Source organism: Rufibacter ruber, assembly GCF_001647275.1.
In the GTDB taxonomy this organism is placed as follows: Bacteria; Bacteroidota; Bacteroidia; order Cytophagales; family Hymenobacteraceae; genus Nibribacter; species Nibribacter ruber_C.
The window spans coordinates 55,132-77,658 of sequence record NZ_LRMM01000004.1; the positions used below are offsets into that span (position 1 = coordinate 55,132).

Sequence of the window (22,527 nt, forward strand, 5' to 3'; positions counted from 1 at the left end):
TAAGAATAGGACAAGTTACAAATTAGAAATGATATGCTGGGCAAATTCTGAGGTAGAAGCCGTACCACCCAGGTCACGGGTGCAGCAGTTCTTGTCAATCAGGGTTTTCTCCAGTGCTTTCTCAATTTTGCTAGCATGCTCATGCAAGCCCATGTGCTCCAGCATCATCAAAGCTGAACGCAGCAAGGCGGTGGGGTTGGCCAGGCCCTGCCCGGCAATATCTGGGGCTGAGCCGTGTACTGCCTCAAAAATGGCCATGTCATCGCCAATGTTGGCACCAGACACCACGCCCAGACCGCCCACCAGGCCGGCGCACAGGTCAGACAGGATATCACCAAACAGGTTGGTGGTCACTATCACGTCAAACTGCTCTGGCTTGCTTACCAGCTGCATGCACATGTTGTCAATGATCTTGTCTTCCCACGGCACGCTGGGGAATTCCTTAGACACCTCAGCGGCCGCCTCCAGCATTAACCGGCCGGCGTTTTTCAGGATATTGGCTTTGTGCGCCACCGTTACCTTAGAACGGTTTTGCTTGGCGGCATATTGGAATGCCGCCCTAACAATTTTATGGCAGCCCTCAACCGTCACGCGTGAAATAGAGTCAGCAATGCCCAGACGCTCGTCATAGATCTCCAGACCCGCGTACAAGCCTTCTGTGTTCTCCCGGAACAACACCAGGTCTACATTGTCAAAGCGGGTTTTCACGCCCGCCGTGGTTTTGGCCGGGCGCACATTGGAGTACAGGTCGTATTTCTGGCGGAGCTGCACGTTAATGCTCTTGAAACCTTTGCCTACCGGGGTGGTAATAGGGCCCTTCAAGGCAATTTTGTTACGCTCCAGCGAGGCTAGCAGGCTCTGCGGAATCAACTCACCCATGCTCTCAAAGGTGGTCTGTCCGGCATTCTCTTCTTCCCAGGTAATGGGCACTTGTGCGGCTGCAAAGATCGCCTTAACGGCTTCTGTGATCTCAGGACCTATCCCGTCGCCGGGAATAAGGGTAACGGTTGTCATGGTCAGGGCTTAAATTTCCTTCTTACTGTTTATTTGATTGATGAGGGAGTCTACGTCTACCAGCAGGCGCTCGGCTTTGTCGCGGGCGTCTTTGATCACGCGCTGTCCCTCGGTTTTGGCGGCAGAGCCCAGTTCTTCTCTTCCAGACACCAGGTCATTGGTCAACTCCAGCAGCCGGGTGCGGTACTTCTCTAACTGAAAGCTCAGTTTGTCACGGGTTTCACGGCCTCTCTCCGGGGCGAACAGAATTCCCAATACCGCGCCTGTGGCGATACCGGTGGAAAAGGCAAGGATTGCATTGGTTTTTTTGCCCATAGTTTTGGTAGTGTTTAAGTATGTAAGCCGCCCTGGATAAAGTACGCTGCCGGGCGGAGGTTAGCAATATGGTTTTCTGTTTTGGGGCTGTTTTCAGAAAAACAGCCCCAAAACAGAAAACGGTTAGTATCTCCTCTCCATACGAACGAAAACCAACCGAGATTATTTGTTGTCTAACAAACCTCTTCCTGATTTACGTATCTCACCGCTCTTGATCAGGTCTTGAGACAGTTTATCTAACACCCCGTTGACAAATTGCTTGCTCTTGGGCGTGCTGTACACTTTAGAGATGTCAATGTACTCATTGATGGTCACTTTTACCGGAATGCTGCGGAAAATATGCATTTCGCAGAGGGCCATCTTCAAAATGATTTTATCCAGCTGGGCTACGCGCTCCACATCCCAGTTCTGCACGCTCTCAGAGATCATGGCCTCGTACTTTTCATCCTCTTTCAGGGTTTCAAAGTACAGCTCCTCAAAGAAGGCTTTGTCATCATCCCAGCTGGGCGAAAGGTCCAGCAGGGCCAGGTGCTCATCTGTGTCTTCCTCCAGCATCTTGATGGATTTGTTCACCAGGTTTTTCACCACAGACTTGTTCTCTACCCAGTTCAGGTCTTTCTCCTCAAACAGCGCCTGCAGGTTCTCGTCCTTAAAGATAACATTTTTGAAGATATGTTTGAGCAGTTCGTGGTCTTGCTCATAGGTGGGGTCCTGTAGCTCCAGGTACTCCAGCACGGCCTCGTCTTTCTTGAGGTTGTGGCGGTAGATGTTTTGGATCACCTCCATGTCACCCGCCCAGCTCAGGTTACGCCTAATGACGCGCTGCTCCAGGAATTTATTGGTTAGCAGCTTCTGCAGCGCCTTGTTGTCCAGTAGCTTGCGCAGGTTTACGTCTTTTCGCTCAGTGAAGCGGGTGGCGGCTTTCTGCTCCTCGCCCTCAATCTGGTGCGCCAGTTCCTGGGCCACCAGCAGCGTGAGCAGATAGCGGTCATAGATTTCCTCAGCGGCAGCCACCATCTGGTTCCCGAAGAACTTGAGGTCTTTCTTAAGCGAGTTCTGGTAGAAGTTCACCGCGGCCTGGGCGGCGTCTAAGATCTCCCGGTCTTTCTCCTCGGTGTCAAATTTGCGGGTCTGGTACCATTCTTTGAACAGCAGGCTGGCAATCTGCTTCTGGCCTTCCAGTTTTTTTCGGTCCTGCGCCACAATGGCCATAAGGTCAGGGGCAAATCGGTCCGCAATCAAATCCAGGGCCAACTGATAGTCAGACCCTTCTGCCTGCACGTAGGCGTAGATGGCTTGCATGGCTTTGATGCGGAGTATTCTGCGGTTGAGCATGTTATATGAAGGAAAGAACGTGGTGAACGTGAAAATTACGGTAAAAGTTGGCCTTCCGGCCGATGGCTCCAAGGCATTTGCTGCCCCAGCCCAATTCTGCCGCAAAGGTCTGAACTTGCGGGGCAAGAACCAAACGCTCGTTCTTTTTTAATTGATCCCATGGCCTGCAAAGGCTGCGGCGCAGTTCTGTTTTGGCGCTGATTTTGGAAAAACAGCCCGGAAACGGAAAAGCGGAATTCCTTCTCCCTCTGGGAGAAGGTTAGGATGAGGGTGGTTCAAGTTGCCAGAAGCAGGATTTTCAGGATTGAATAAATTTTCAGGATTGAGGGAATTGTTGGCACAGACGCTCGCAGGTCCTCCGGACGCTACGAGGTCTTTTGAGAATTACTGATTGCCAATTGTTGATTGTTAGAAGTATTTCGCTGGCGCGAGCTTGCAGCTCGTGCCTACGTTTGCTGAGCCGGTAACCACAACAAGACCAGCCATGCGCATTAACCCATCCCAACCCCTCCCGAGGAGGGGGATATCGGGAATGCGTGCGGTATATGTAATATCGGCAATGCGTGCCCTCCTGTGTAAACATCCCCCTTCGCCCCCTTCAAAGGGGGAGTATCTACTAATGCGGGGGAGACAAGGCGGTGCCTGGTCTCTACGGCCATTTATGCTGAAATGTGCGCAGTTTGAGGCTTGCGCCTCACGGAAGCTGCAAGCTTCCCGCAATGGTAGGTCCAAGCTATAAGCTTGAACCAGTTGCGGTATTAACGGAATTATAAGCAGGAAACCTGATTGCGTTTCCGGGCTGTTTTCCGGGAAGTAGGCCAAAAACGCAACTCCCAAAATCACAAAGTACATTCCCAAAGCTGATGTGCGCAGCACGGGCTCGTCTCAGGCTAGCGGAACTACAGATGTTACCTGCAAACAGATTACAAAAAGAAAAGCAGTTACTGGAAAGGAACTCAAAACCAGTCTTTCGTACCCGCGCCTAAGCCTCTTGCGTTGCCGCTTCAGCGGCAGGCCCACCGGCCCAGCTTGAGGGTACAGCGCGGGGGCGGAAGACGGGGCCCCGCGGCCGTGAGCGCTTACCGGAAACGATGAAAAGAGTGGTGACTTCGCACCGCAGCAAACGGTATTTCCAAGGGAGCTTCAGACTACTTATGCCAGCAAATAACGGCAAAGGCAAGGCAGCTACAAACATCCCGCATTCCATAAAACCCCATCGGCATAGCCACAAACCATTAAAAAAAAGAAAAGCGTTTTGGAGCTGTTTTACAAAAAACAGCCCCAAAACGCACATCACATTCTCCCTCTATTTGGGATACTTTCAACAGAAACTAATACGTCTGCTTCACCTTGGCCATGTCATCAATGCGTTTCTGCGCAATGCGGGTGGCGGCGGCCTGGGTATGGATTCCCTCGGCTTCGGCCATGGCGAAGATGTTCAAGGTGGTGTTGTAGATCTGCTCGGTCTGCTGCATGGCCCACTCGCGGTTCAGTTTCTTCACCTCTGAGTACACGTTGATAATGCCACCGGCGTTAATCAGGAAGTCTGGCGCGTACACAATGCCCATGTCTACCAACGCCGGACCGTGCACGGTTTCGTCTTTGAGCTGGTTGTTGGCGCAGCCGGCAATCACCTGGCACTTCAGGCGTGACAGGGTGTTGTCATTGATGGTGGCCCCCATGGCGCACGGCGAATAGATGTCCACGTCCAGGTCATAGATGTCGTCTAGGCCCACTACAGTGGCACCGGTATGGGCGGCAATGCGTTTTAGGCGTTCCTGGTCCATGTCGGTGATGAACAGTTGGGCACCCTCTTTGGCGAGGTAGTCAATCAGATACCCGCCCACGTGGCCAGTGCCTTGCACCGAAATCTTCTTTCCGGCCAGGCTGTCATTGCCCCACGCTTTCTTGGCGGCGGCTTTCATGCCCATGTAGGTGCCGTACGCCGTCACCGGCGAAGGGTCTCCGCTGCCGCCCTGTGACTCTGGCAGACCGGCTACGTGTTTGGTTTCCATGCCAATGTAGGCCATGTCCTGGGTGGTCATGCCCATGTCCTCGGCGGTGATGTATTTGCCGTTCAGGTTGTTCACAAACCGCCCGAACTTGCGCATCATGGCCTCGGTCTTGTCTTTCTTGGAGTCACCAATAATCACGGCCTTGCCGCCCCCCAAGTTCAAGCCCGAGATGGCCGATTTGTAGGTCATGCCTCGGGAAAGGCGCAGTACGTCACGTAACGCTTCAGCCTCAGAGGCGTAGGTCCACATGCGGGTTCCGCCCAGGGCGGGCCCCAGAACGGTGTTGTGAATGCCGATGATGGCCTTGAGGCCGGTTTCGTGGTCATGGCAGAAAACCACCTGCTCGTGCTGAAACTCGCTTATTTGCCCGAAAACCGAAGTTTCCTGTGCGGTCTGTATTTCTTTTAGTTCTATCATGGTGGGTGTTAACTAGTATACCATTCGGCTATTCATTAGATAATGGGGAGGCGAATTGGTAATTTCGCCGCAAAAGTAGGTGTAACTTTTGGCTACAGCAAGAAAAATACTAACAAGTGTTAGTACGTAAAATTAGAAATTTCAGCTTGTGAAATCACTTAAATATTTAAACAAATACCTGCTCAAATATAAATTCCGGTTTTTCTGGGGGATTGTGTTTGTGATCGTGTCCAACATCTTCGCCATTATTCCGGCGCAGGTGGTGCGGCACGCCTTTGATCTGGTGCGCGAGGGCATTACCATGTACCAGTTGCATGACGGCTTTGCGCAGCAGGAGACGGTGTATGAGAGCTTCGCGCGCAGCACCCTGTTCTATGGCGTGGTCATTGTGCTCATGGCGCTGCTGCGGGGTATTTTCCTGTTCTTCATGCGCCAGACCATCATTGTGATGAGCCGCCACATTGAGAACGACCTCAAGAACGAAATCTTCGCGCATTACCAGACGCTGCCGTTGAGTTTTTACCGCCGCAACAACACCGGCGACCTCATGGCGCGCATTTCTGAAGACGTGGGCCGCGTGCGCATGTACCTGGGGCCCGCCATTATGTACGGGGTGAACCTGGTGGTGCTGTTTTTGATGGTGATCCCGTACATGCTCACCGTTGACGTAAAACTCACGCTGTACACCCTCCTGCCGCTGCCCATTTTGAGCGTGAGCATTTACTACGTGAACAACATCATTGAGCGCAAGAGTGACGAGATTCAGAAGAGTCTGAGCGGCATCACCACCTTTGTGCAGGAGGCGTTTTCAGGGATCAGGGTGCTGAAATCGTTTGTGCGGGAACAGGATTCGCACGCCAACTTCACCAAGGCCAGCGACACGTACCGTGACAAATCTCTGGAGCTGAACTTTGTAAACTCGCTGTTTTTCCCGCTTATTCTGTTCTTGATTGGCCTGAGTACCATTATTACCGTGTGGCTGGGCGGCAAGGAAGTGATTAACGGCAGCATCACGCCCGGCGTCATTGCCGAATTTTTGATTTACGTGAACATGCTCACCTGGCCGGTGACCGCGCTGGGCTGGACCACCAGTCTGGTGCAGCGCGCCGCCGCCTCGCAGCAGCGCATCAATGAGTTCCTGAACACCAAGACTGATATTATCTCGCAGAAGAACCTGGAGAAAGACATGAAAGGCGCCATTGTCTTTGACGAAGTAGATTTTGTGTACCCAGACACGGGCATTCATGCGTTGAAAAAACTGTCGTTCCAGATTAACCCCGGCGAGACGCTGGCCGTGATTGGCAATACCGGTTCGGGCAAGAGTACGGTGGCCGCTTTAATTTGCCGGTTGTATGACGCCACGGGCGGAAGAATCTTGATTGACGGCGAAGACATACGCGACTACAGCCTCTCTAACCTGCGCAGCCAGATTGGCTACGTGCCGCAAGACGTGTTTTTGTTTTCAGACAGCATCCGGAACAACATTGGCTTTGGCGTAGACGCCCTGTCCGAAGACAAGATGCTGCAAGCCGCCAAAGACGCCGATGTCTACGAGAACATCATGCGTTTTCCGCAGCAGTTTGACACCGTGCTGGGCGAACGCGGCATCACCCTTTCCGGCGGTCAAAAACAGCGCGTCTCCATTGCCCGTGCCCTGGCCCGCGAGCCCAAAATCCTGATTCTGGATGATTCCCTTTCGGCGGTAGACACCAAAACCGAGAACGCCATCTTGAACAGCCTGCACCGCGTCATGGCCAACCGAACGTCTATCATCATCTCGCACCGCGTGAGTTCGGTGAAACTGGCCAACAAGATTCTAGTTTTAGATGACGGGGTGGTGGTGCAGCACGGCAGCCATGAAGAGTTGATGGCGGTTCCTGACGGGTTGTACCGGGCGCTGTACGAGCGGCAGTTGCAGACTGAGGAATTGGAGTAGATTCTGTTTTGGGGCTGTTTTTAGAAAAAGAGGCCGAAAACGGGAAAACCGTTTCCCTCTCCCTCTGGGGAAAGGCAGTGCAAGTAGCAATGCTAAGCGTATTTGGCACAGACGCTCGCAGGTCTTCCAGACGCTGCGAGGTCTTTTGAGCACGCGTTTTTCTGTGTGAAACCTTCCTGCTTGCAGATATGGGCGCGGCTTTTGAAGTAGTTGACGGAGAAAGGTGGCTTGGGTTTGTCTGTTTTTGCCCTGTTTTCAGAAAAACAGCCCAGAAACACGCAGCAAAATTTTAAACGCACTTTTGCTAAAGCCGAAATTTGCTTTACTTTGCAGCAGATACCAATGATCGGGATGTAGCGTAGCCTGGTATCGCGCCAGCATGGGGTGCTGGAGGTCGCAGGTTCGAATCCTGCCATTCCGACGAAATGTAAAATCCCGCTGTTCTTTTCAGGGCAGCGGGATTTTTGTTTTCAGTTCTGAATTTTAACGGGCGCAACGCTTGTCATTACTTCGTACAGCCCAAGCAAAGATGGCAATGCCCCAAGGCCTTGAGTTTTTCATCCGCTTTTTGGCGTTCAAGCCAAGTCCCGTTTTCGGCCTGTTTTGGCCAAAAGAGGCTCAAAACAGAAGAATGCCCCTATACACAATTGTCCTGGCAGCCGCGCAAATGATTTGTGATAGGGACCGTAGTGACAGCAAGCGCGTCTGCGCCAAATCCTGTTCACAGAGCTGGTTGAAATTTTGATTTTACAGGCGAAGAAGGGGAGCAAAAGGTTTTTTCACTAGCGTTTGCAGAGCAGCACTCTGGGGCGAGGCAACCATAAGGCCAGGTACTTTTGCAGCCTAATAGACAAAGGTAATCGCATGCTCTCCGGCTCTTTTCAGAAAAACTGCCTGAACACAATCTTACTCACTCCATCTTCCCGAAGTCATGCCGAAGCACAAACATGGTGAAATGCTGGTGGTTCCCGTTGCCTACTAATTGTGACATCCACATGCCTTCCACTGTGAGGTGCTTGTTGAACGTGTAGCCTGCCCCGCCAAAGACCCGGTTGCTGTCAAAGGGTTGGTTGCGCACAATCACCCGCACTTCGTTCCGGAGAATACCGTACCAAGGCCCCGGTTCCTGACCTGTGCCGCCAAACGGGAGTTTGAGCGCGAGCAGGTACCGGAAGCGGGTGTGGTACTCTTGGGGCAGCCAGCGCTCTTCTAGCTGGTAGCGGTGCGTGATGCCCGTTTTCCAGAGGTTTCCCCGCAGGGTGAGGGTCTGGTAGAGGCGGTTTTCATGGGTGTACTCGGTCTCCTCAGCGGGCAGGTAGTTGCGGTTGAACAGGTGCGCATACCCGCCTGACACCGCCACCGGGGCATCTTTGAAATTATACTGGAGCTCTGCCCCCAGGAAAGTGGTGCGCGGGTCTTTTATTGGCCGGTAGGTTCTGTATTGCACGTTGGCCGTGGCGGCCCAGCGGGCGTTGAACCAGTAGGAGCCGGTATACTGCAGCCATTGGTTGATCTGGTCTGGTTGCTGGGCCAGGCTGTGGTCAGGGAATGGCAGGCTCAAGAGCGTCACCCATCCCCAGAACAGTTGTTTGAATTTCCTCTCTTTCGGCACGTGGTCAGAAGCACTAGGTATGTGATGGGCGCAAAGATAGAGGCTTCTACGGCGTTACCGGGAATTAGTGGCGATAGAAGCATAATGGCAAGGAGAGCGGAGGCTCTGGTCTTTCTGCGCCCGCAGGAAAGGGGGCGTTTTAGGGCTGTTTTCTGAAAAACAGCCCCAAAACGAAAACTCATGACTTTTTCCTCAGGACTACTTTCTCTGCGTGCTTGGCTACCATGCGGGCGTAGAATTCGCGCAAATTCTGATAATCACTGGCGGTGAAGACAGTTTTGTGAATGGTGAGCTTGCTCATGACCTGCAGTTTCCCGTTTACCTCCTGCACCACGTATGAAAATTTGGCGGCATTCCCTGGCAGGGAGAAAACCGTTGCCTTAGGCAGTTCTTCTATCACATACCCTGGCGGAAGCTCATAATTCATTACATAGGTTTCATCTACCGGCGAGCCAAAATCAACCGGGTACTGCCGGCTGGCCAGTTTGAACGGGTTTTCCTGCTGGCCGTGCAAGAGCATGGGCGAGAGGTACAGTAGCTCTTCGGGCTGCGGCGCGCCTGCCCGGCTTAGCTGATATTGGGTCTTGAAGGTCTCCTCTGGCTTCTCCATGTTGATTAGCTTTACGTCCTGCCGCACCCAGTCAGCCCCCGCGTTGGCGTAGCTTTTTACGTAGGTGTCTTGCCCCTTTTCTTTGATTTTGGAGCGCATCTGCAGGGCAGGAACGCCCAGGTAGCTTTCTTCCATGCTCCCCAGCACTTCACCGGTAGGCTTAAGGGCCAGTTGTGCGCTGACCATCTGGCTGTTTCTGTCAACGCCCTGCAGGGGCAGCCATTTGCCTTTGGGGGGCTGTACCACCCAGCCTTTCCCGTTGAGGCAGCGCAGGGGCAGCATGCCAAAGGCAGACCGGGCTCAGTGGCATCCAGCAGATAGTCTTTCCCGGCAAGGTTCACACAGGCAATCACATAGTTGAACTTGCTGAGCATGGGGGAGCTTTCCAAGGGCTGCCCATGGCCGCGGGTACTGACCAGCATGGGCTGGGCAATGAGGCCTGCGTCCCGTAGCAGATTGACTAAGAGCAGGTTGATCTCAGCAGAGGAGCCGGTGTGCTTGTCATGGGCTTTCTTGAGGTTCTCAGCATAGATGCGGTACTTGCCGTCCCACCGCATAGAGGTTTGCACGTACTCTACTATTGCTTTCGCCCTGGCCAGTCCTCTGTTTTACCGGCCACCACCGTGGCGGCCACTTTCTGGAGCGCAGGAACGCTGGTGAGCTGCCCGCCAAACTCTTCCTCTTTCAGGAGTTCTTTGGTGAACCCCTCCCAATCTCCGGCCATGAATCTAGGTTCCTGGTCAGGGTACTGGACCTTAGACAACTCAAACTCTACTTTGGAGAGGTAGTCTCTGGCGTTTGGCAGGTAGGGCTCCTCTTTGAAGGCCGGCACATCTTTCATGACCCAGCGGTATTCTACCACGCTCATAGAGAGAGTGCCCCGCTCCTCCATTTTTGCATAGCCCACTTCCTTGTCCCAGGTAATGGGGGCCGTGACCCGGTTCTCTTTAGAGTCTTGCACATGAAACGGATAGAACCCGTGCAGCACCTGCTTGTACTCAAAGAACGGCACCATGGCCACCCGGTACTCGCTCCAACGCACGGGAATGGAACTTTGGAACTCCCACTCGCGCAGGTTGTGTAGAAAGTCTGACTTGATGGTGTAGGTGTATTCTATCACCGAGCCCACCTTTACGCCGGGCATGGCCAGTTTCCTGACAAACCAGTTGGCATCTACCTTTTCATCAAAAACGGCGTTTTCCTCCAGTTTCACTTTCACCATTTTCCCGTTTTCAAGATTGTAGGAGAAGCCTTTCAGGTTCAGCACCTCTTCTTTGCTCTCGGGGCTCTTCTTAAAGTAAGGGATCTCAATGTTGGCGAAGTCTAACCCTGCCTTCTTCAAGATCTTTACCCGAACGGTGCGCTTGAACTGGAGCTGGGTGCCTTTGGAGAAAAGGAAGGAGGAATGCCCGTAGTCATACAAGACAACTGCCGCCGCTGCCGTGTCCTGGGGATATATTCCCATTTTCAGCTCGTCATCTGTCACCTGCCCCAGCCGCAGGGGGTCTTGCTCACACCAGCCGGAGATGGAAGTGCCTAACAGTAAAAGCAGTAGCACCAGGGTGCTTTTGGCCGCCTCATGTAATTTCATGTTGTATTCTGGGGAAGTTTAAAAATTGGGGTTTGGAATAAAGCTGCCGTTTTTGCCTGTTTTCAGGAAAACAGGCCAAAAACGGCAGTTGGTCACTAGTGCCGCCAAGGCAGAACCTCAGGAGCGGGAGAGAGTCTGACTGCCTCAGCGGTTAGGTGGCCTCTGCCGCCAATACCACCTGCTGCTGGTCTGCCCGTACTACCTGCTTTAGAAAATCAACCAGCTCTTTGTATTTTTCAGGGGAATGCCGCCCTTTGTGCATGGTCAGCTGCCGCACGTACAGGAGCTTGCTGCCCTTTACCTGCACCTTTGCCTCAAATTGGCCAAACGCCGTGGTGATTTTCACGGGAGAGGGTACGCTTTCAGGTTTATAGCCCGCCGGGATTTCATACTCCACAGAGTCTACATCATGAAACGCCGAATTCCAGACCACCTCCTGTTTCCGGCTCTCCAGGGCAGAGGGCACGGTGGTCCAGCGGTTCATGAGGTTGGGGGTGATGAACATTCTTCTTCCGCTCACAGACGCCAACCTGGGCAGCTCCAGCTGCAGTTTCTCCTTTACCTGCGGTGCGGTAGCCTTCACTTTCTCCAGGGCAAAGTTCTTGATCTCAAAAGCGGGTATGTGGGTTTGCTTGTACAGCCATTTTAGCTGTTCCTCTGGCTTGAGTTGGTGCATGATGCTGTTGCGGTCTTCGTGCTGGGTGCCGGTGAACCAGGTGACCGCCTCGCCCACGCCAGATCCCTGGGCATTGAGTTTTACCTGCACGCTTCTGATCTGGGTGTTGTCTTTTGCTTTGAAAACAGGGGTAGAGACTAGTTTCCCCCCCTCAGGGGTCACCAGCAGGGAATACCTGTCGCCGGTGAAAGAGCCGGTGTACCCGGCATCTGCGGTCTGGCTGGTGCATTCCAGCCAGATGGTGTCTTTGGCCGTGGGCACGCAGAGCACCACGTGGTTGAACTGGCTGCTGGGGAAGTCAGGCACTACGGGGCGGTTGTCTTCGCCGCCCCAGATCAGGGCGTAATGGCTGTTAATGCCCGCCGCCTCTAGCAGCGACTTGGTGTAGTTGCTGAGGGCTTTGCAGTCACCGTAGCCTTTGCTGTCTACCACGGCGGCTTCAAACGGCTGCCAGCCGCCAATGCCCAGCTGGATAGACACGTAGCGGGTTTTGTTCTGCATGAACTGGTAGACGGCTTTCACTTTTTCTTCGGGCGTAGCCAGGTTTTTGGTGAGGTCCAGGACCTGCTGCCTGGTGGCGTCTGACAATACCCCGCGGCCCTGGTTCAGTTTATTCTGCCATTCGCCCAAGGTCTTCCAGGAGTCCATGGTGCCGGCGTAGCCTTCTACCTCAAACGTGGTTGGGGCCGTACGCACAAACGGCACCAGCTCATAATAGGAGGGCCCCCACGGCTCCCGCTCTACAGGCGCAATGCCCTTTACCTCCCACTTGTACACCTGCTGGTGGTTCACCTGGGTAACGGTTGCCTTCTCCGGCACCTGCCGCTCATGGTATCTCAAAGGCATGCCCACGGGCATGTTTACCTGGAAAGAAGCGTGCTCCAACGCCACCTTGGGGCTGGACAAAGGGTACCACACCGGGTAAAACAGCATGTTGGAGGAGCTCACCTGGTACTCATACTCCACGGTGAACGGGTAGGTGGTGGCATCTGCCTGGGCCACTTTTACCCGGTTGTCTTCATAGAGGGAGAAATCACTGGTGTTGCTGTAGTCTTTGATCTCAGATGCTTTCAAAGATCTGTTCTTCTTGCCAGAAGCGTCATACAGCGTTCCTTTGATGTAGTCTACTTTGTTCAGCTTGTCATACGGCACCACCAGTTGCGCATGCTCCTTGCCTTCAGGGGTAAGCACAGTAACCACCACCCGCACTTTCTCTGTAGAAGACTTGGCAGAATGCACGGTAAATACGGTTTCCTCTGTCCGGATCACGGCATCTGCCCCTTTGGTGAGCGCAGCATCAATGGCCAGGGCCAAGTAAGAGGGCGTTCCGCCCGCCCATGCGGTGGCCTGCCATAACAGACCTGCCGCCACTACTATCCAGTTTTTCATTGTTTTCAGGAATTTACGCCAGAAACGGCCTTAGCTTTTCTTTCTTAACACAATCTGTTCTGCCTGCTTGGCCAGTACCTGGGCATAAAAACTTTTCAGGAACTCATATTCTTCTGCATTGAAGATAGGGCTGGCAATGGTGACTTTGCTCATCACCTGTATCTTGTTGCCCTGCGCCTGCAGCATATAAGTGAATTTGCCTTTGTTTTCAGGCAATGACATTATGATGGCTTTGGGCAGCTCCTCTACCGCATAGCCTTCAGGGATGGTGAAAGAGCAGACGTACAGGTCTTCTTTGGCAAACCCGAAGTCTACCGGATACTTGCGCTCCGCCAGTTTGAAGGGGTTCTCTGCGGTGCCCTTCAGCACCATTGGGTTGAGGTAGATAATATCTTTGGGCTGGGCGTCTCCGTCACTCAGCAGCTCATACTCCAGGTCAACCGGGCGGTTCAGTTCTTTCAGGTTTTGCAGGACCGGCTGTTTGCGCTCAAATTTGCTTTGGCTCTGGGCTAACTTCTCCAGATACTTAGACTCCCCTGTTTCATGCACCGCATGGCGTAGGCTTACCCCCGCGTGACCACCAGAAGACTCCTTTACTTTTCCCCTCAGGGCCCCTGTGGGCAATACCTGCAGGTCTGCACTGATGTATTCAACGGTTCTCTCTGCGGTCTGCAAAGGCACCCAGGAACCCCCCTCTTTGGCTACCAGCCAGCCCTGCCCGTTCAGGCAACGCTTTGGGAGCAGGCCCAGGGGCTGCATAGGGTCAGTGGCGTCTACCAATACATCTTTCCCGCCAATTTTCACGCACCCAATGACGTAGTTGAACTTTGTCATCAACGGAGAGTGTAACGGAATGCGGCCATGGTCACGGGTGCTCATCACTACCGGATACGCCTCTATGCCGGCATCTCTCAGCAGCGCCACCAACAGCAGGTTGATATCTGCGGCACTGCCTGTTTTTTTCTCAAAGATCTTACGCAGGTTGCCAGAGGTCACCACGCCACCGCTCTCATTCCACTTCACGTTGTCTTTCACAAAATTGTAAATACTGGTTGCCCGCTCCAGGGTGTCTTTTATGGCGGCGAAGGCGGCTACTTCAGATTTGAAGAAACCTGTGCGGTTCAGCTGGCCCCCAAAGTTCTCTTCGGCCATCAGCTCTTTGGTGAAACTATCCCAGGAACCGGAAACCCGCTTGTGTATCTCGCCCGGTATGCGAATCCACTCTAACTCAAATTCAATCTTAGAGACGTAATCATCAATGGTGGTAATGAACGCCTCTGAGGTAATGGCGGGCAGGTCGTTCATCACCCAGCGGTGGTTATTGGTGGTGCCGCCGCCGCCATTCATGTTCCCCCTGGTGGTTTCATTCACCCGCATGGGCTCATACCCCTGCGTATATTTTTTATAGTCAAAGTATTCAGGAATAGAGACCCTGTACTCACTGTGTGCCGTGGGAATGGAATGCTGAAAGGTCCAATCCTGCAGGTTGAAGAAGAAGTCTGAGGTAACGGTGTAAGTGATATCTAACACAGACCCTTCTTTCACCGCGGGCAGGGCAAACTTTTTCAGGTTCCAGTTGGCAGATTTCTTTTCTTCAAAGATGGCTTTGCTGTCCATCTTTACCGCCACCATTTTCCCGTTCTCCCAGTTGTAGGTGGTGGCCTTGATCCCAGACACATATTCTTTTGAAGAGGAGTTGGCATAGTAGTACGGCACCTCTACGTTGGCCCAGTCATACCCGGCCTTCTTCAGGATTTTGATGCGCATGGTTCTTTCAAAGACCAGTTTTAGCCCGTTGGTGACAGAAAAGTAAGATTCACCGTAGTCTACCAGGTAGACCGCCGCGGCGCTGGTGTCTTTGGCATAGACCTTCATCTTCACTTCGTCTTCAGTGACTTTGCCGTACTTCACGGGCAACTCCTGCGCCTGCGCCGTCACCCGGGAAAACAGCAGCCCGGCCAATAGCAAAAGAGAGGTAACAGAGGGGGGAGAAATTCGCATAGGGTACTAGAATATAGGGTATAAGTAAAAGAATTCAATGCCTCGGCTGCGCCGAAATATATATGTCTGAGCGGGCTGCCCAGGCCTTCTCCTGTAGGAGGCGGCTCTGTGTCAGCTTTTAGCCAGTAATTGGCTTTTGCCGTACCGGCCAGCCCTGTCTTATTGTTATCTTACTTGCGTTTTGGGGCTGTTTTCTGAAAAACAGCCCAAAAACGCATTTCTCTGGCGGGTGCCCTTCTTGTTTTTTTTGTATTAAAACTAAAACAATTATTTGAAATCTAAGCTGTTATTAACATAACTTTTACATTAAAGAGTATTTATCTCTGTGGTTACGGCTGAGCAGGCGCAGTCTGTAGAAACTGTCTCCTGCACGCCTCATTAAGGTGTAAAGTTCTGCGCGGGTAGGGGTTCCCTCTGTTGGCTTGTTTTTTGGGAAACAGGCCAAAAACAGGAAAGAGGTGGCAAGCCTGATAGCTATGAGATAGCTTCTGGAAACGATAGGTTTTATTGAACGGCAGGTTGATAATCTAAAGGCAGCATCTCTGCCAGCTTCTCATACGCCCAATACCCCTCCACCACATGTGAATAAGGGTTTATGATCATTCCGTTTGGCTCCAGGAAAGTAGAGGGCTCTGTGAGGGTGATCAGCGAAGTCTGCGGACCGGGTGCCCTTTTTTTCCCAAACAGGTTCTGGTTCACGTACCCCAGCTCCTCCTTCTCTTTGGCATAGACCACATTCAGGAAATCTGTGAACTGCAGCACGGTTTGGCCGCTGGCTGCCTCAAGGCGCACCAGCTGGTCATACGGCACGGGGTCTTTGTACAGATACGCCACCTGTTTGTCCAGGCGGTTCATGCGCGCCCAGTAGCTCAGGCTGTCTTCTGCCCCCTGAGGGTTGGCGCTAATCACTACGGTGCCTTTTAACCTAGCCCTTGCCCGGCGCAAACCTGCCTGAATCTCCTCTTCCGGCGGACGGCTGGGGTTTGGCACGCGCTTCAGTTTTCGCACCTGAAAGCCTTCGGCTTCTAAATTCTTATTGTACAGGGCCCGCCCAAAGTGCATCATAGAGCCCTGGTAAGCTTTGAGCCGGGCCTTCTCCCAACGGGCCTGCTGCCCTTTGTTCTTGGGTTTCATGGCTTCAAACCGCGGAAAACCTGCATGAAAAACCCGGCTGGTCCTGTAGTCTAATTCAAACACCTCCAGTAGAAAATGCACCCGGTAGCCCAAGGCTTTGTTCTCAATGACAAGCGGGGCCGAGGCCTCTGCGGTAAACACCCTGGTGTCAGGGTCAAAGGTAAAGTGCAGCACATCTGCGTTCACCACTTCTGTCTGGGCGGCATTGGCGGTTTTGCCAATAAAATTTTGCACAAACGTGGCGAAGTTGCTTTTCCAGTGCGGGTCTGGCCCTACTACCACCTCCTGTAGTTGATTGGCCTTGGGCGCCAGTTCAAACCGGAACTGCTGCTGTTGCCCCGGCTGCAGCACAAAGGAGTGGGAGAGGGTCTCATAGCCCAGAAATGACACCACCAGCTCATGCGTCCCGGCCGGAATTGCCGTCAGTGTAAAGGTGCCGTTCTCCGCGGCAGTGGTGCCGTAGGTGGTTTGGGCAATGAAAATGGTGGCAAAGCCAAGCGGCTGTTTGGTCTGCCCGTCAAGGATGGTGCCAGAGACGCTTCCGTAATTCTGCGCACTTGCAACCTGGAGGGACAATCCCAAGGCCACCAGCAAAAAGAACCAGCGCTGCTGCCGCAGCAAATGAGAGAATGGTAGGTGCATAAAAGAGCTTTACTCAGGAAAGATACACATCTGCCCAGGTAAATCCAGCACTGGTTCTGCTGTTTTTGACCTGTTTTGGCCAAAACAGGTCAAAAACGCAAGGTGAAGGTGGTACCTGTGCCCAGCTCTGAACTCACCGTCAAAGAACCTTTGTGCAGGCGCATGATCTGCTTTGAAAGGCTGAGGCCAATGCCAGAACCCGTACGTTTGGTGGTATAAAACGGCAAAAAAATCTGCTCCTGCGCTTCCTCAGAAATACCGCTGCCGTTGTCAGTGACCTGAATCACCACGCGGCTGTCACTGTCCATAAACGCTTCTACCTCCAGTTTTTTCTGGGGCTGGTCTGCCAGGGCGTGAATGGCGTTTCTGATGAGGTTGATGAGCACCTGCTCCACCAGTTCCCGGTCTGCGGCCACCTGTAGGCTGGCAGGTGTACAAACCAGCACATACGTGATCTGCTCATGCGCCATCTCCTCCTGAAAAAGCAGCTGCAGTTGCCTGAACATCTCCTGCAAAGAAAACAGCTGCTTTTTAGGCGTGGGCACCCGCGCCAGACTCCTGAAGTCATTCACAAAGCGCACCAGCCCCTGGCTGCGTTTCTCAATGGTCTGCAGCGCCAGGCCCATGTCTTCGGTTTCTTCGCGCTGCAGCACAATGGTTTGGTTGGGCTGGGCTTCCAGCACGTCTTGAATATCCAGGGCCACGCTACCCGCTAAAGACGAGATGGGTGTGACGCTGTTCATGATTTCGTGCGTGAGCACCCTGATCAGGTTCTGCCACGCCTCCATCTCCTTCTCCTCCAGCTCCCGCTGAATGTTCTGGATGGAGGCCAGCCGGAAGTCTTCGCCGCGCAGTTTCAGGTCCACCACAAACACGGAGACGGGCACCTGTTCCCTGGCATGCTTCAGTTTGAGCACCGCGCTCTGCCCCGCTGGCAAATGCAGCAGTTGCTCCACCAGCTGGGGCGCCTGTGGCAGAAGATGTTCCACGTGTAAAAGCTGCGGCACCTGCATGAGGCGCTTGGCCGCGTTGTTGATCAGTTGCACCTCGCCGTTCTTGCGGTAGGTGAGAATGCCAATGCCAATGTGCTGCACCACCGTCTGGAAATACTGGGTGGTGGCCTCCTTCTCTGAGCGAATATCCCTGAACTTGCGCATGACCTCGTTGTAGCGCTCATAGAGCTCGTCAAACAACTGGCCTTCGCCGCGCGGGGAGAACGACTCAGAGAAATCATCATACTTGATGGTGTTCAGGAACTTGATGAGCCGCTCGCTGGTGCGCTCCACGAAGAAGATGAGCCAAATGGTTTGCGCGGCGATCAAGAGCCCCAGCGCCACCTGCGTGCCCACGTACGTGGCTTTGAAACCAATGCTGAAGAACAGGAAAATACTCGCCACCAGCAGTACCACCCGCAGCACCACCTGTAGCCTGAAATTCTTAAAGACCATATTTCTCCAGTCTTCTGTAGAGCGAGGCGCGGGAAAGCCCCAGTTCTTTGGCCGCTTTGGAGATGTTGCCGTCATGCTTGCCCATGGCCTTCATTACGGTGGCTTTTTCCACATCGTCCAGGTTATGGGTCTGCCCTGTCGGCTCTGCCGAAAGGGACTGCGCCATCTGCAGAAAGAAAAAGTCTTGGGGTTGCAGCACCTGGTTCTCAGAGATAATAGTAGCCCGCTCCAGCACGTGCTCCAGTTCCCTGATGTTGCCGGGCCAGTCATACCGCCGCAGCCGCTCCAGCGCCGCCGTACTCAAGGTTTTTGCCGCCTGCTTGTACTTTTGGGCATACCGTTTCAGGAAATAGTCTATGAGCAGCGGCAGGTCTTCCAGCCGCTCCCGGAGCGGCGGAAGGTGCAGTTCAATGGTATTGATTCTATATAGTAAATCCTGCCGGAACTTACCCTGCTGCACCATCTGTTGCAGCGGCATGTTGGTGGCGCAGATCAACCGTACATTGATAGGAATGGGCTGCCCCGTCCCTACCCTGATCACCTCGCGGCGCTGCAACACCGTCAGCAACTTTGCCTGCATGGCCATGGAAAGATTGCCTATCTCATCTAAGAACAAGGTGCCGCCGTTGGCCATCTCAAAACGGCCCACCCGGTCTTCTTTGGCATCTGTAAAGGCGCCTTTCTTGTGCCCGAAAAGTTCGCTCTCAAACAGGGTCTCGGTGAGGGAGCCCATGTCTACGCTCACAAACACCTTGTCTGCCCGCCCCGACTGCTGGTGCAGCGAGCGTGCAATGACTTCTTTCCCGGTGCCGTTCTCCCCCAGCAGCAGCACATCAGCATCTGTTCTGGCCACACGGTTCATGAGGTGCAGCAGCTGCTGCATGGCCGGGCTCTGCCCCGTGACCAGATTCACGTTCTGGTTCAGCTGGGAAGCCAGCGCCGAATTGGTTTTCTTCAGCGTGGAAATCTCTTTGTAAGACGTTTTCAGCTTGGCCGCTGCGGAGAGCGTGGCAATAAATTTCTCGTTCTGCCACGGCTTGAGCACAAAGTCCGTGGCTCCTTCTTTCAACGCCCGCACGGCCATCTCCACATCCCCGAAGGCCGTGATCATGATCACCACCGCACTGGGGTCCCGTGCCAGAATCTCTTTGAGCCAATAGAAGCCCTCATTGCCGCTGGTGGTGTCCTGGCTGAAGTTCATGTCCAGCAGGATAAGGTCATAGGTGTCATGGTTGAGCAGGAACGGAATCTTGCGCGGGTCTTTCTCAATGAGCACCTGCTGGGCGTATTTCTTCAGCAGCATTTTGGCTGAAAACAGCACGTCTTCATTGTCATCAATGATCAGAATCTTGCCTAGGGTCTGTTGCACAGGGGTGTGGGTTTATTGGGAATGCTCTGCTGAAATTGTGCCAGCGCTTGGGTGATGCGGTAAAAGCGGCGCTAGAGGCTAAATTACTAAATGGCCCGTTAGAAAGTGTCCGGGGCTGGACATAAAAGTGTCCGGTGGTGAACAGTTGATGAGGATGTGGCTGTTACTGTTAGTTGATTAATTTATATGGTACTTGTTGCTGGAATGCGTAGTCCGTTGTTCCCTTGGCTTTGCCGCTGTTGACGTTGCATCATTTCTGTTCCTGTTCCATCTTTTCCGGTAAGCGCTCACGGCCGCGGGGCCTCGTCTTGCCGGTTCGCACTGCTGTTAAAACTAAACCTTCGGATTTGCCTTCGGCAGCGTATTAACAGAGGCGCTTACCGCCAAGACTGGTCTGGGTTCCTTTCCTGTTACTGCTTGTTTGGTTACGTATGCCTCTGCAGGTAACCGTTGCTGTTCCGCTAGCCTGAGAAGAGCCCGTGCTGCGCACATCAGCCGGGGGCATGGGTGGTGGATTGGCTGTGGCAGACTGATAGTGGCTGCATCAGCTGCTGCTGCTGTAGTTGCTGGCGCGAGTCTGCAGACTCGTGCCTGGTGATGACGGGTAGTCTCTGACTACCCTCGCTGCCGGGCAGCGACAAGAATCATTGCTGATCCATTCATCTGCCACCGCATCACCGCCTGCTCAAAAGACCTCACAGGTTTTCAAAACCTGTGAGGTCTGCGCCAGTTCCCGTTTTCGGCCTACTTTTCTCAAAACAGGTCAAAAACACAAAGGGGCGCACACCTGTTCGGGCATGGACAAGAAAGTGTGCGCCAACGGACACTTTTACACATTAACCTTTTATTAAATACTGAAATTCAATAGTTTACAAAACTGGCATGGCTATTGGCATAAGAAGAAGCAGTATTGCCAAACACCGTTGATTATGGACCGCATTATTGAGAAGAAACGCTGGACACCCACCAAAATTGCCGCTTATGTTGGGGTGGTGGCCGTGCTGGGTCTGTTAACCTATGTCTTCGCCTTCGGCGATAACAGCTCAAAGCTGAACGTAGAGGCCCAGAAGATCACCATGTCTACCGTGAGCCAGGGTTCTTTTCAGGAGTTCATACCTGTAGACGGCACCGTGCACCCCATCAAAACCATTATGATTCCGGCGGTGGAAGGCGGTACCGTTGACCAGAAATACCTGGAGGGCGGCAAGCCCGTGCAGCAGGGTGAACTGATCCTTAAACTCACCAACAACCGCCTGGTGCTGGACTTCATGAACCAGGAAACGCTCATGAACGACCTGATCAACAACCTGCAGAACTCCAAGCTGAGCCTGCAGCAGAACAAATTCAACCTCCGCCGCCGGCTGGCCACCCTAGATGCTCAGCTAGACGCCGCCAAAGACACCTATGAGCGCAGCAAACCGCTGTATGAGTCAAAAGCCATCTCGCAGCAGGAGTTTTACACTGCCCGCCGGGAGTATGACCGCCTCAAGGCCGAACGCCAGATTGAGCAGGAATCGCAGAAGTTTGAGGAGGCCAACGCCCGCACCCAGATTGCCCAGCTGGAAGCCACTATCTCCCGCACCAGCCGCAACCTGCAGATGATGGAAGACAACCTCAAGAACCTCTATATTAAAGCCCCTATCTCGGGCCAGCTCTCTTCCATTCAGGTGGAGTTGGGAACACCCGTGCAGGCGGGGCAGGTGATTGGCCAGATAGATGACCTGAGCGGCTTCAAAGTGAAGGCCGAACTGGACCAGCACTACGTGAGCCGCGTATTTGCCGGCCAGCGCGGCGAGTTCGCTTACAACGGGCAGACCTTTCCGCTGGAAATTTCACTGGTGTACTCTGAAGTGTTGAACGGCAAATTTCCGGTAGACATGAAGTTCATTGGCAAAGTGCCCAAGGGAATCAGAAGAGGCCAGACGTTGCAGATCAGGCTCCAGCTTTCAGATCCGGCCCCGGCGGTGTTACTGCCCAGAGGCGGTTTCTACCAGAGCACCGGTGGCGCGTGGGCGTACGTGCTGGACCCGTCCGGTTCCTTCGCCACCAAAAGGGAAATCCGCCTGGGGCGGCAGAACCCGGAATACTACGAGGTTCTCAGCGGCCTTAAACCGGGCGAGCAGGTCATCACCTCCTCTTATGACACTTTCAATGACAAAGACCGGTTAGAGCTGAAGTAGTCTTTTTTGAGCCGTTTTGGCTAAAACAGCTCCAAAAAAGACTACTTCAGCTCCAGTTCTGAGTCCTGAGTTCAGAGTCTTGAGTTTTTAAAAAAGTCGTGCTACTTGCTACACGATACGTGATACGAACAAGCAATCAACAATTCAAAAGATATGGTAAAGACCGTTAACCTCCAGAAGAAATATACCACAGATGAAGTGGAAACCACCGCGCTGGTGAATGTGAACCTGCACGTGAAACAGGGCGAGTTCCTGGCCATAATGGGCCCTTCAGGCTGCGGAAAATCTACGCTGCTCAACATCATTGGCCTGCTGGACAACCCCAGCGGCGGCGAGTTCTACTTTCTGGATCAGGAGATCTCCAAATACAGCGAGCGCCAGCGGGCCAACCTGCGCAAGGAGCACCTGGGCTTCGTGTTCCAGAGCTTCAACCTGATTGATGAATTAACGGTGTATGAAAACGTGGAGCTGCCCTTGATCTACCTCAAAGTAGGGGCCGCAGAGCGGAAGCAGCGCGTGGAGCAGGTGCTGGAGCAGATGCAGATAGCGCACCGCCGCAACCACTTCCCGCAGCAACTAAGCGGTGGCCAGCAGCAGCGGGTGGCCATTGCCCGGGCGGTGATCGCCCAGCCAAAGTTGCTCCTGGCAGATGAGCCTACCGGTAACCTGGACTCGGCCCACGGCCAGGAGGTGATGCAGTTGCTGAGCGGGCTGAATGAACAGGGCACTACTATTGTCATGGTGACCCACTCCCCCACAGACGCTGACTTTGCCCACCGCATTGTGAACCTGTTTGACGGGCAGATCATCTCAGAGAACGTGAAAGAACTCGCTATTCTGTAA

At 53.5% G+C, this 22,527-nt stretch carries 15 protein-coding genes and 1 tRNA gene; 4 read left to right on the forward strand and 12 right to left on the reverse strand.

Translation table 11 applies throughout. The annotated features are described in order from the left end of the window. Nucleotides 1–15: 15 nt before the first annotated feature. From A8O25_RS02690 to A8O25_RS02710, 4 genes are all read right to left on the reverse strand, one after another. The gene (locus A8O25_RS02690; protein WP_066830500.1) at nt 16–1,014 is read right to left on the reverse strand and encodes an isocitrate/isopropylmalate dehydrogenase family protein; all 999 of its coding nucleotides are present in this window, start codon (nt 1,012–1,014) and stop codon (nt 16–18) included. A gap of 9 nt (nt 1,015–1,023) precedes the next feature. Then, on the reverse strand, nt 1,024–1,329 hold the full coding sequence (locus A8O25_RS02695; RefSeq protein WP_066830503.1) for a YtxH domain-containing protein: 306 nt from the start codon (nt 1,327–1,329) through the stop codon (nt 1,024–1,026). 162 nt (nt 1,330–1,491) lie between these two features. Then, complete coding sequence (nusB, locus tag A8O25_RS02700; protein ID WP_066830749.1) at nt 1,492–2,664, reverse strand: transcription antitermination factor NusB; 1,173 nt, start codon at nt 2,662–2,664, stop codon at nt 1,492–1,494. Between the two features lie 1,331 nt (nt 2,665–3,995). After that, nucleotides 3,996–5,096 (reverse strand): Glu/Leu/Phe/Val dehydrogenase dimerization domain-containing protein, encoded by a 1,101-nt coding sequence (locus tag A8O25_RS02710; protein WP_066830509.1) that lies wholly within the window; start codon nt 5,094–5,096, stop codon nt 3,996–3,998. A 148-nt stretch (nt 5,097–5,244) separates the two neighbouring features. Between A8O25_RS02710 and A8O25_RS02715 the strand changes: the two genes are divergently transcribed. Beyond that, nucleotides 5,245–7,032: an ABC transporter ATP-binding protein gene (locus A8O25_RS02715; RefSeq protein ID WP_066830512.1), complete on the forward strand. Its 1,788-nt coding sequence runs from the start codon at nt 5,245–5,247 to the stop codon at nt 7,030–7,032. 347 nt (nt 7,033–7,379) lie between these two features. Next, nucleotides 7,380–7,453, forward strand: a tRNA-Pro gene (locus A8O25_RS02725). Between the two features lie 489 nt (nt 7,454–7,942). Here the strand turns inward: A8O25_RS02725 and A8O25_RS02735 are convergent. From A8O25_RS02735 to A8O25_RS02770, 8 genes are all read right to left on the reverse strand, one after another. Beyond that, nucleotides 7,943–8,644, reverse strand: coding sequence for a DUF2490 domain-containing protein (locus A8O25_RS02735; RefSeq protein ID WP_161947684.1), 702 nt, complete (start codon nt 8,642–8,644; stop codon nt 7,943–7,945). Between the two features lie 178 nt (nt 8,645–8,822). Further along, nucleotides 8,823–9,536: a hypothetical protein gene (locus A8O25_RS02740; protein ID WP_066830520.1), complete on the reverse strand. Its 714-nt coding sequence runs from the start codon at nt 9,534–9,536 to the stop codon at nt 8,823–8,825. 295 nt (nt 9,537–9,831) lie between these two features. Next, a complete protein-coding gene (locus A8O25_RS02745) occupies nt 9,832–10,845 on the reverse strand; it encodes a DUF3857 domain-containing protein (protein WP_066830522.1) in 1,014 nt (337 codons plus the stop codon). Between the two features lie 151 nt (nt 10,846–10,996). Further along, entirely contained in the window at nt 10,997–12,910 is a 1,914-nt protein-coding gene (locus tag A8O25_RS02750; protein ID WP_066830525.1) for a DUF3857 domain-containing protein, read from the reverse strand. A gap of 30 nt (nt 12,911–12,940) precedes the next feature. Further along, the gene (locus A8O25_RS02755) at nt 12,941–14,911 is read right to left on the reverse strand and encodes a DUF3857 domain-containing protein (protein WP_082893400.1); all 1,971 of its coding nucleotides are present in this window, start codon (nt 14,909–14,911) and stop codon (nt 12,941–12,943) included. Between the two features lie 504 nt (nt 14,912–15,415). Then, entirely contained in the window at nt 15,416–16,687 is a 1,272-nt protein-coding gene (locus A8O25_RS02760) for a carboxypeptidase-like regulatory domain-containing protein (protein WP_082893401.1), read from the reverse strand. 89 nt (nt 16,688–16,776) lie between these two features. Beyond that, the gene (locus A8O25_RS02765; protein ID WP_066830532.1) at nt 16,777–18,135 is read right to left on the reverse strand and encodes a sensor histidine kinase; all 1,359 of its coding nucleotides are present in this window, start codon (nt 18,133–18,135) and stop codon (nt 16,777–16,779) included. Further along, nucleotides 18,125–19,504, reverse strand: a complete 1,380-nt coding sequence (locus A8O25_RS02770; protein ID WP_066830535.1) for a sigma-54-dependent transcriptional regulator — start codon at nt 19,502–19,504, stop codon at nt 18,125–18,127. Before A8O25_RS02770 ends, A8O25_RS02765 begins: the two co-directional genes overlap by 11 nt. A 929-nt stretch (nt 19,505–20,433) precedes the next feature. Between A8O25_RS02770 and A8O25_RS02775 the strand changes: the two genes are divergently transcribed. Together A8O25_RS02775 and A8O25_RS02780 are read left to right on the forward strand one after the other, a co-directional pair. Continuing rightward, entirely contained in the window at nt 20,434–21,684 is a 1,251-nt protein-coding gene (locus A8O25_RS02775) for an efflux RND transporter periplasmic adaptor subunit (protein ID WP_066830538.1), read from the forward strand. A 153-nt stretch (nt 21,685–21,837) separates the two neighbouring features. Beyond that, nucleotides 21,838–22,527, forward strand: a complete 690-nt coding sequence (locus A8O25_RS02780; RefSeq protein WP_066830545.1) for an ABC transporter ATP-binding protein — start codon at nt 21,838–21,840, stop codon at nt 22,525–22,527.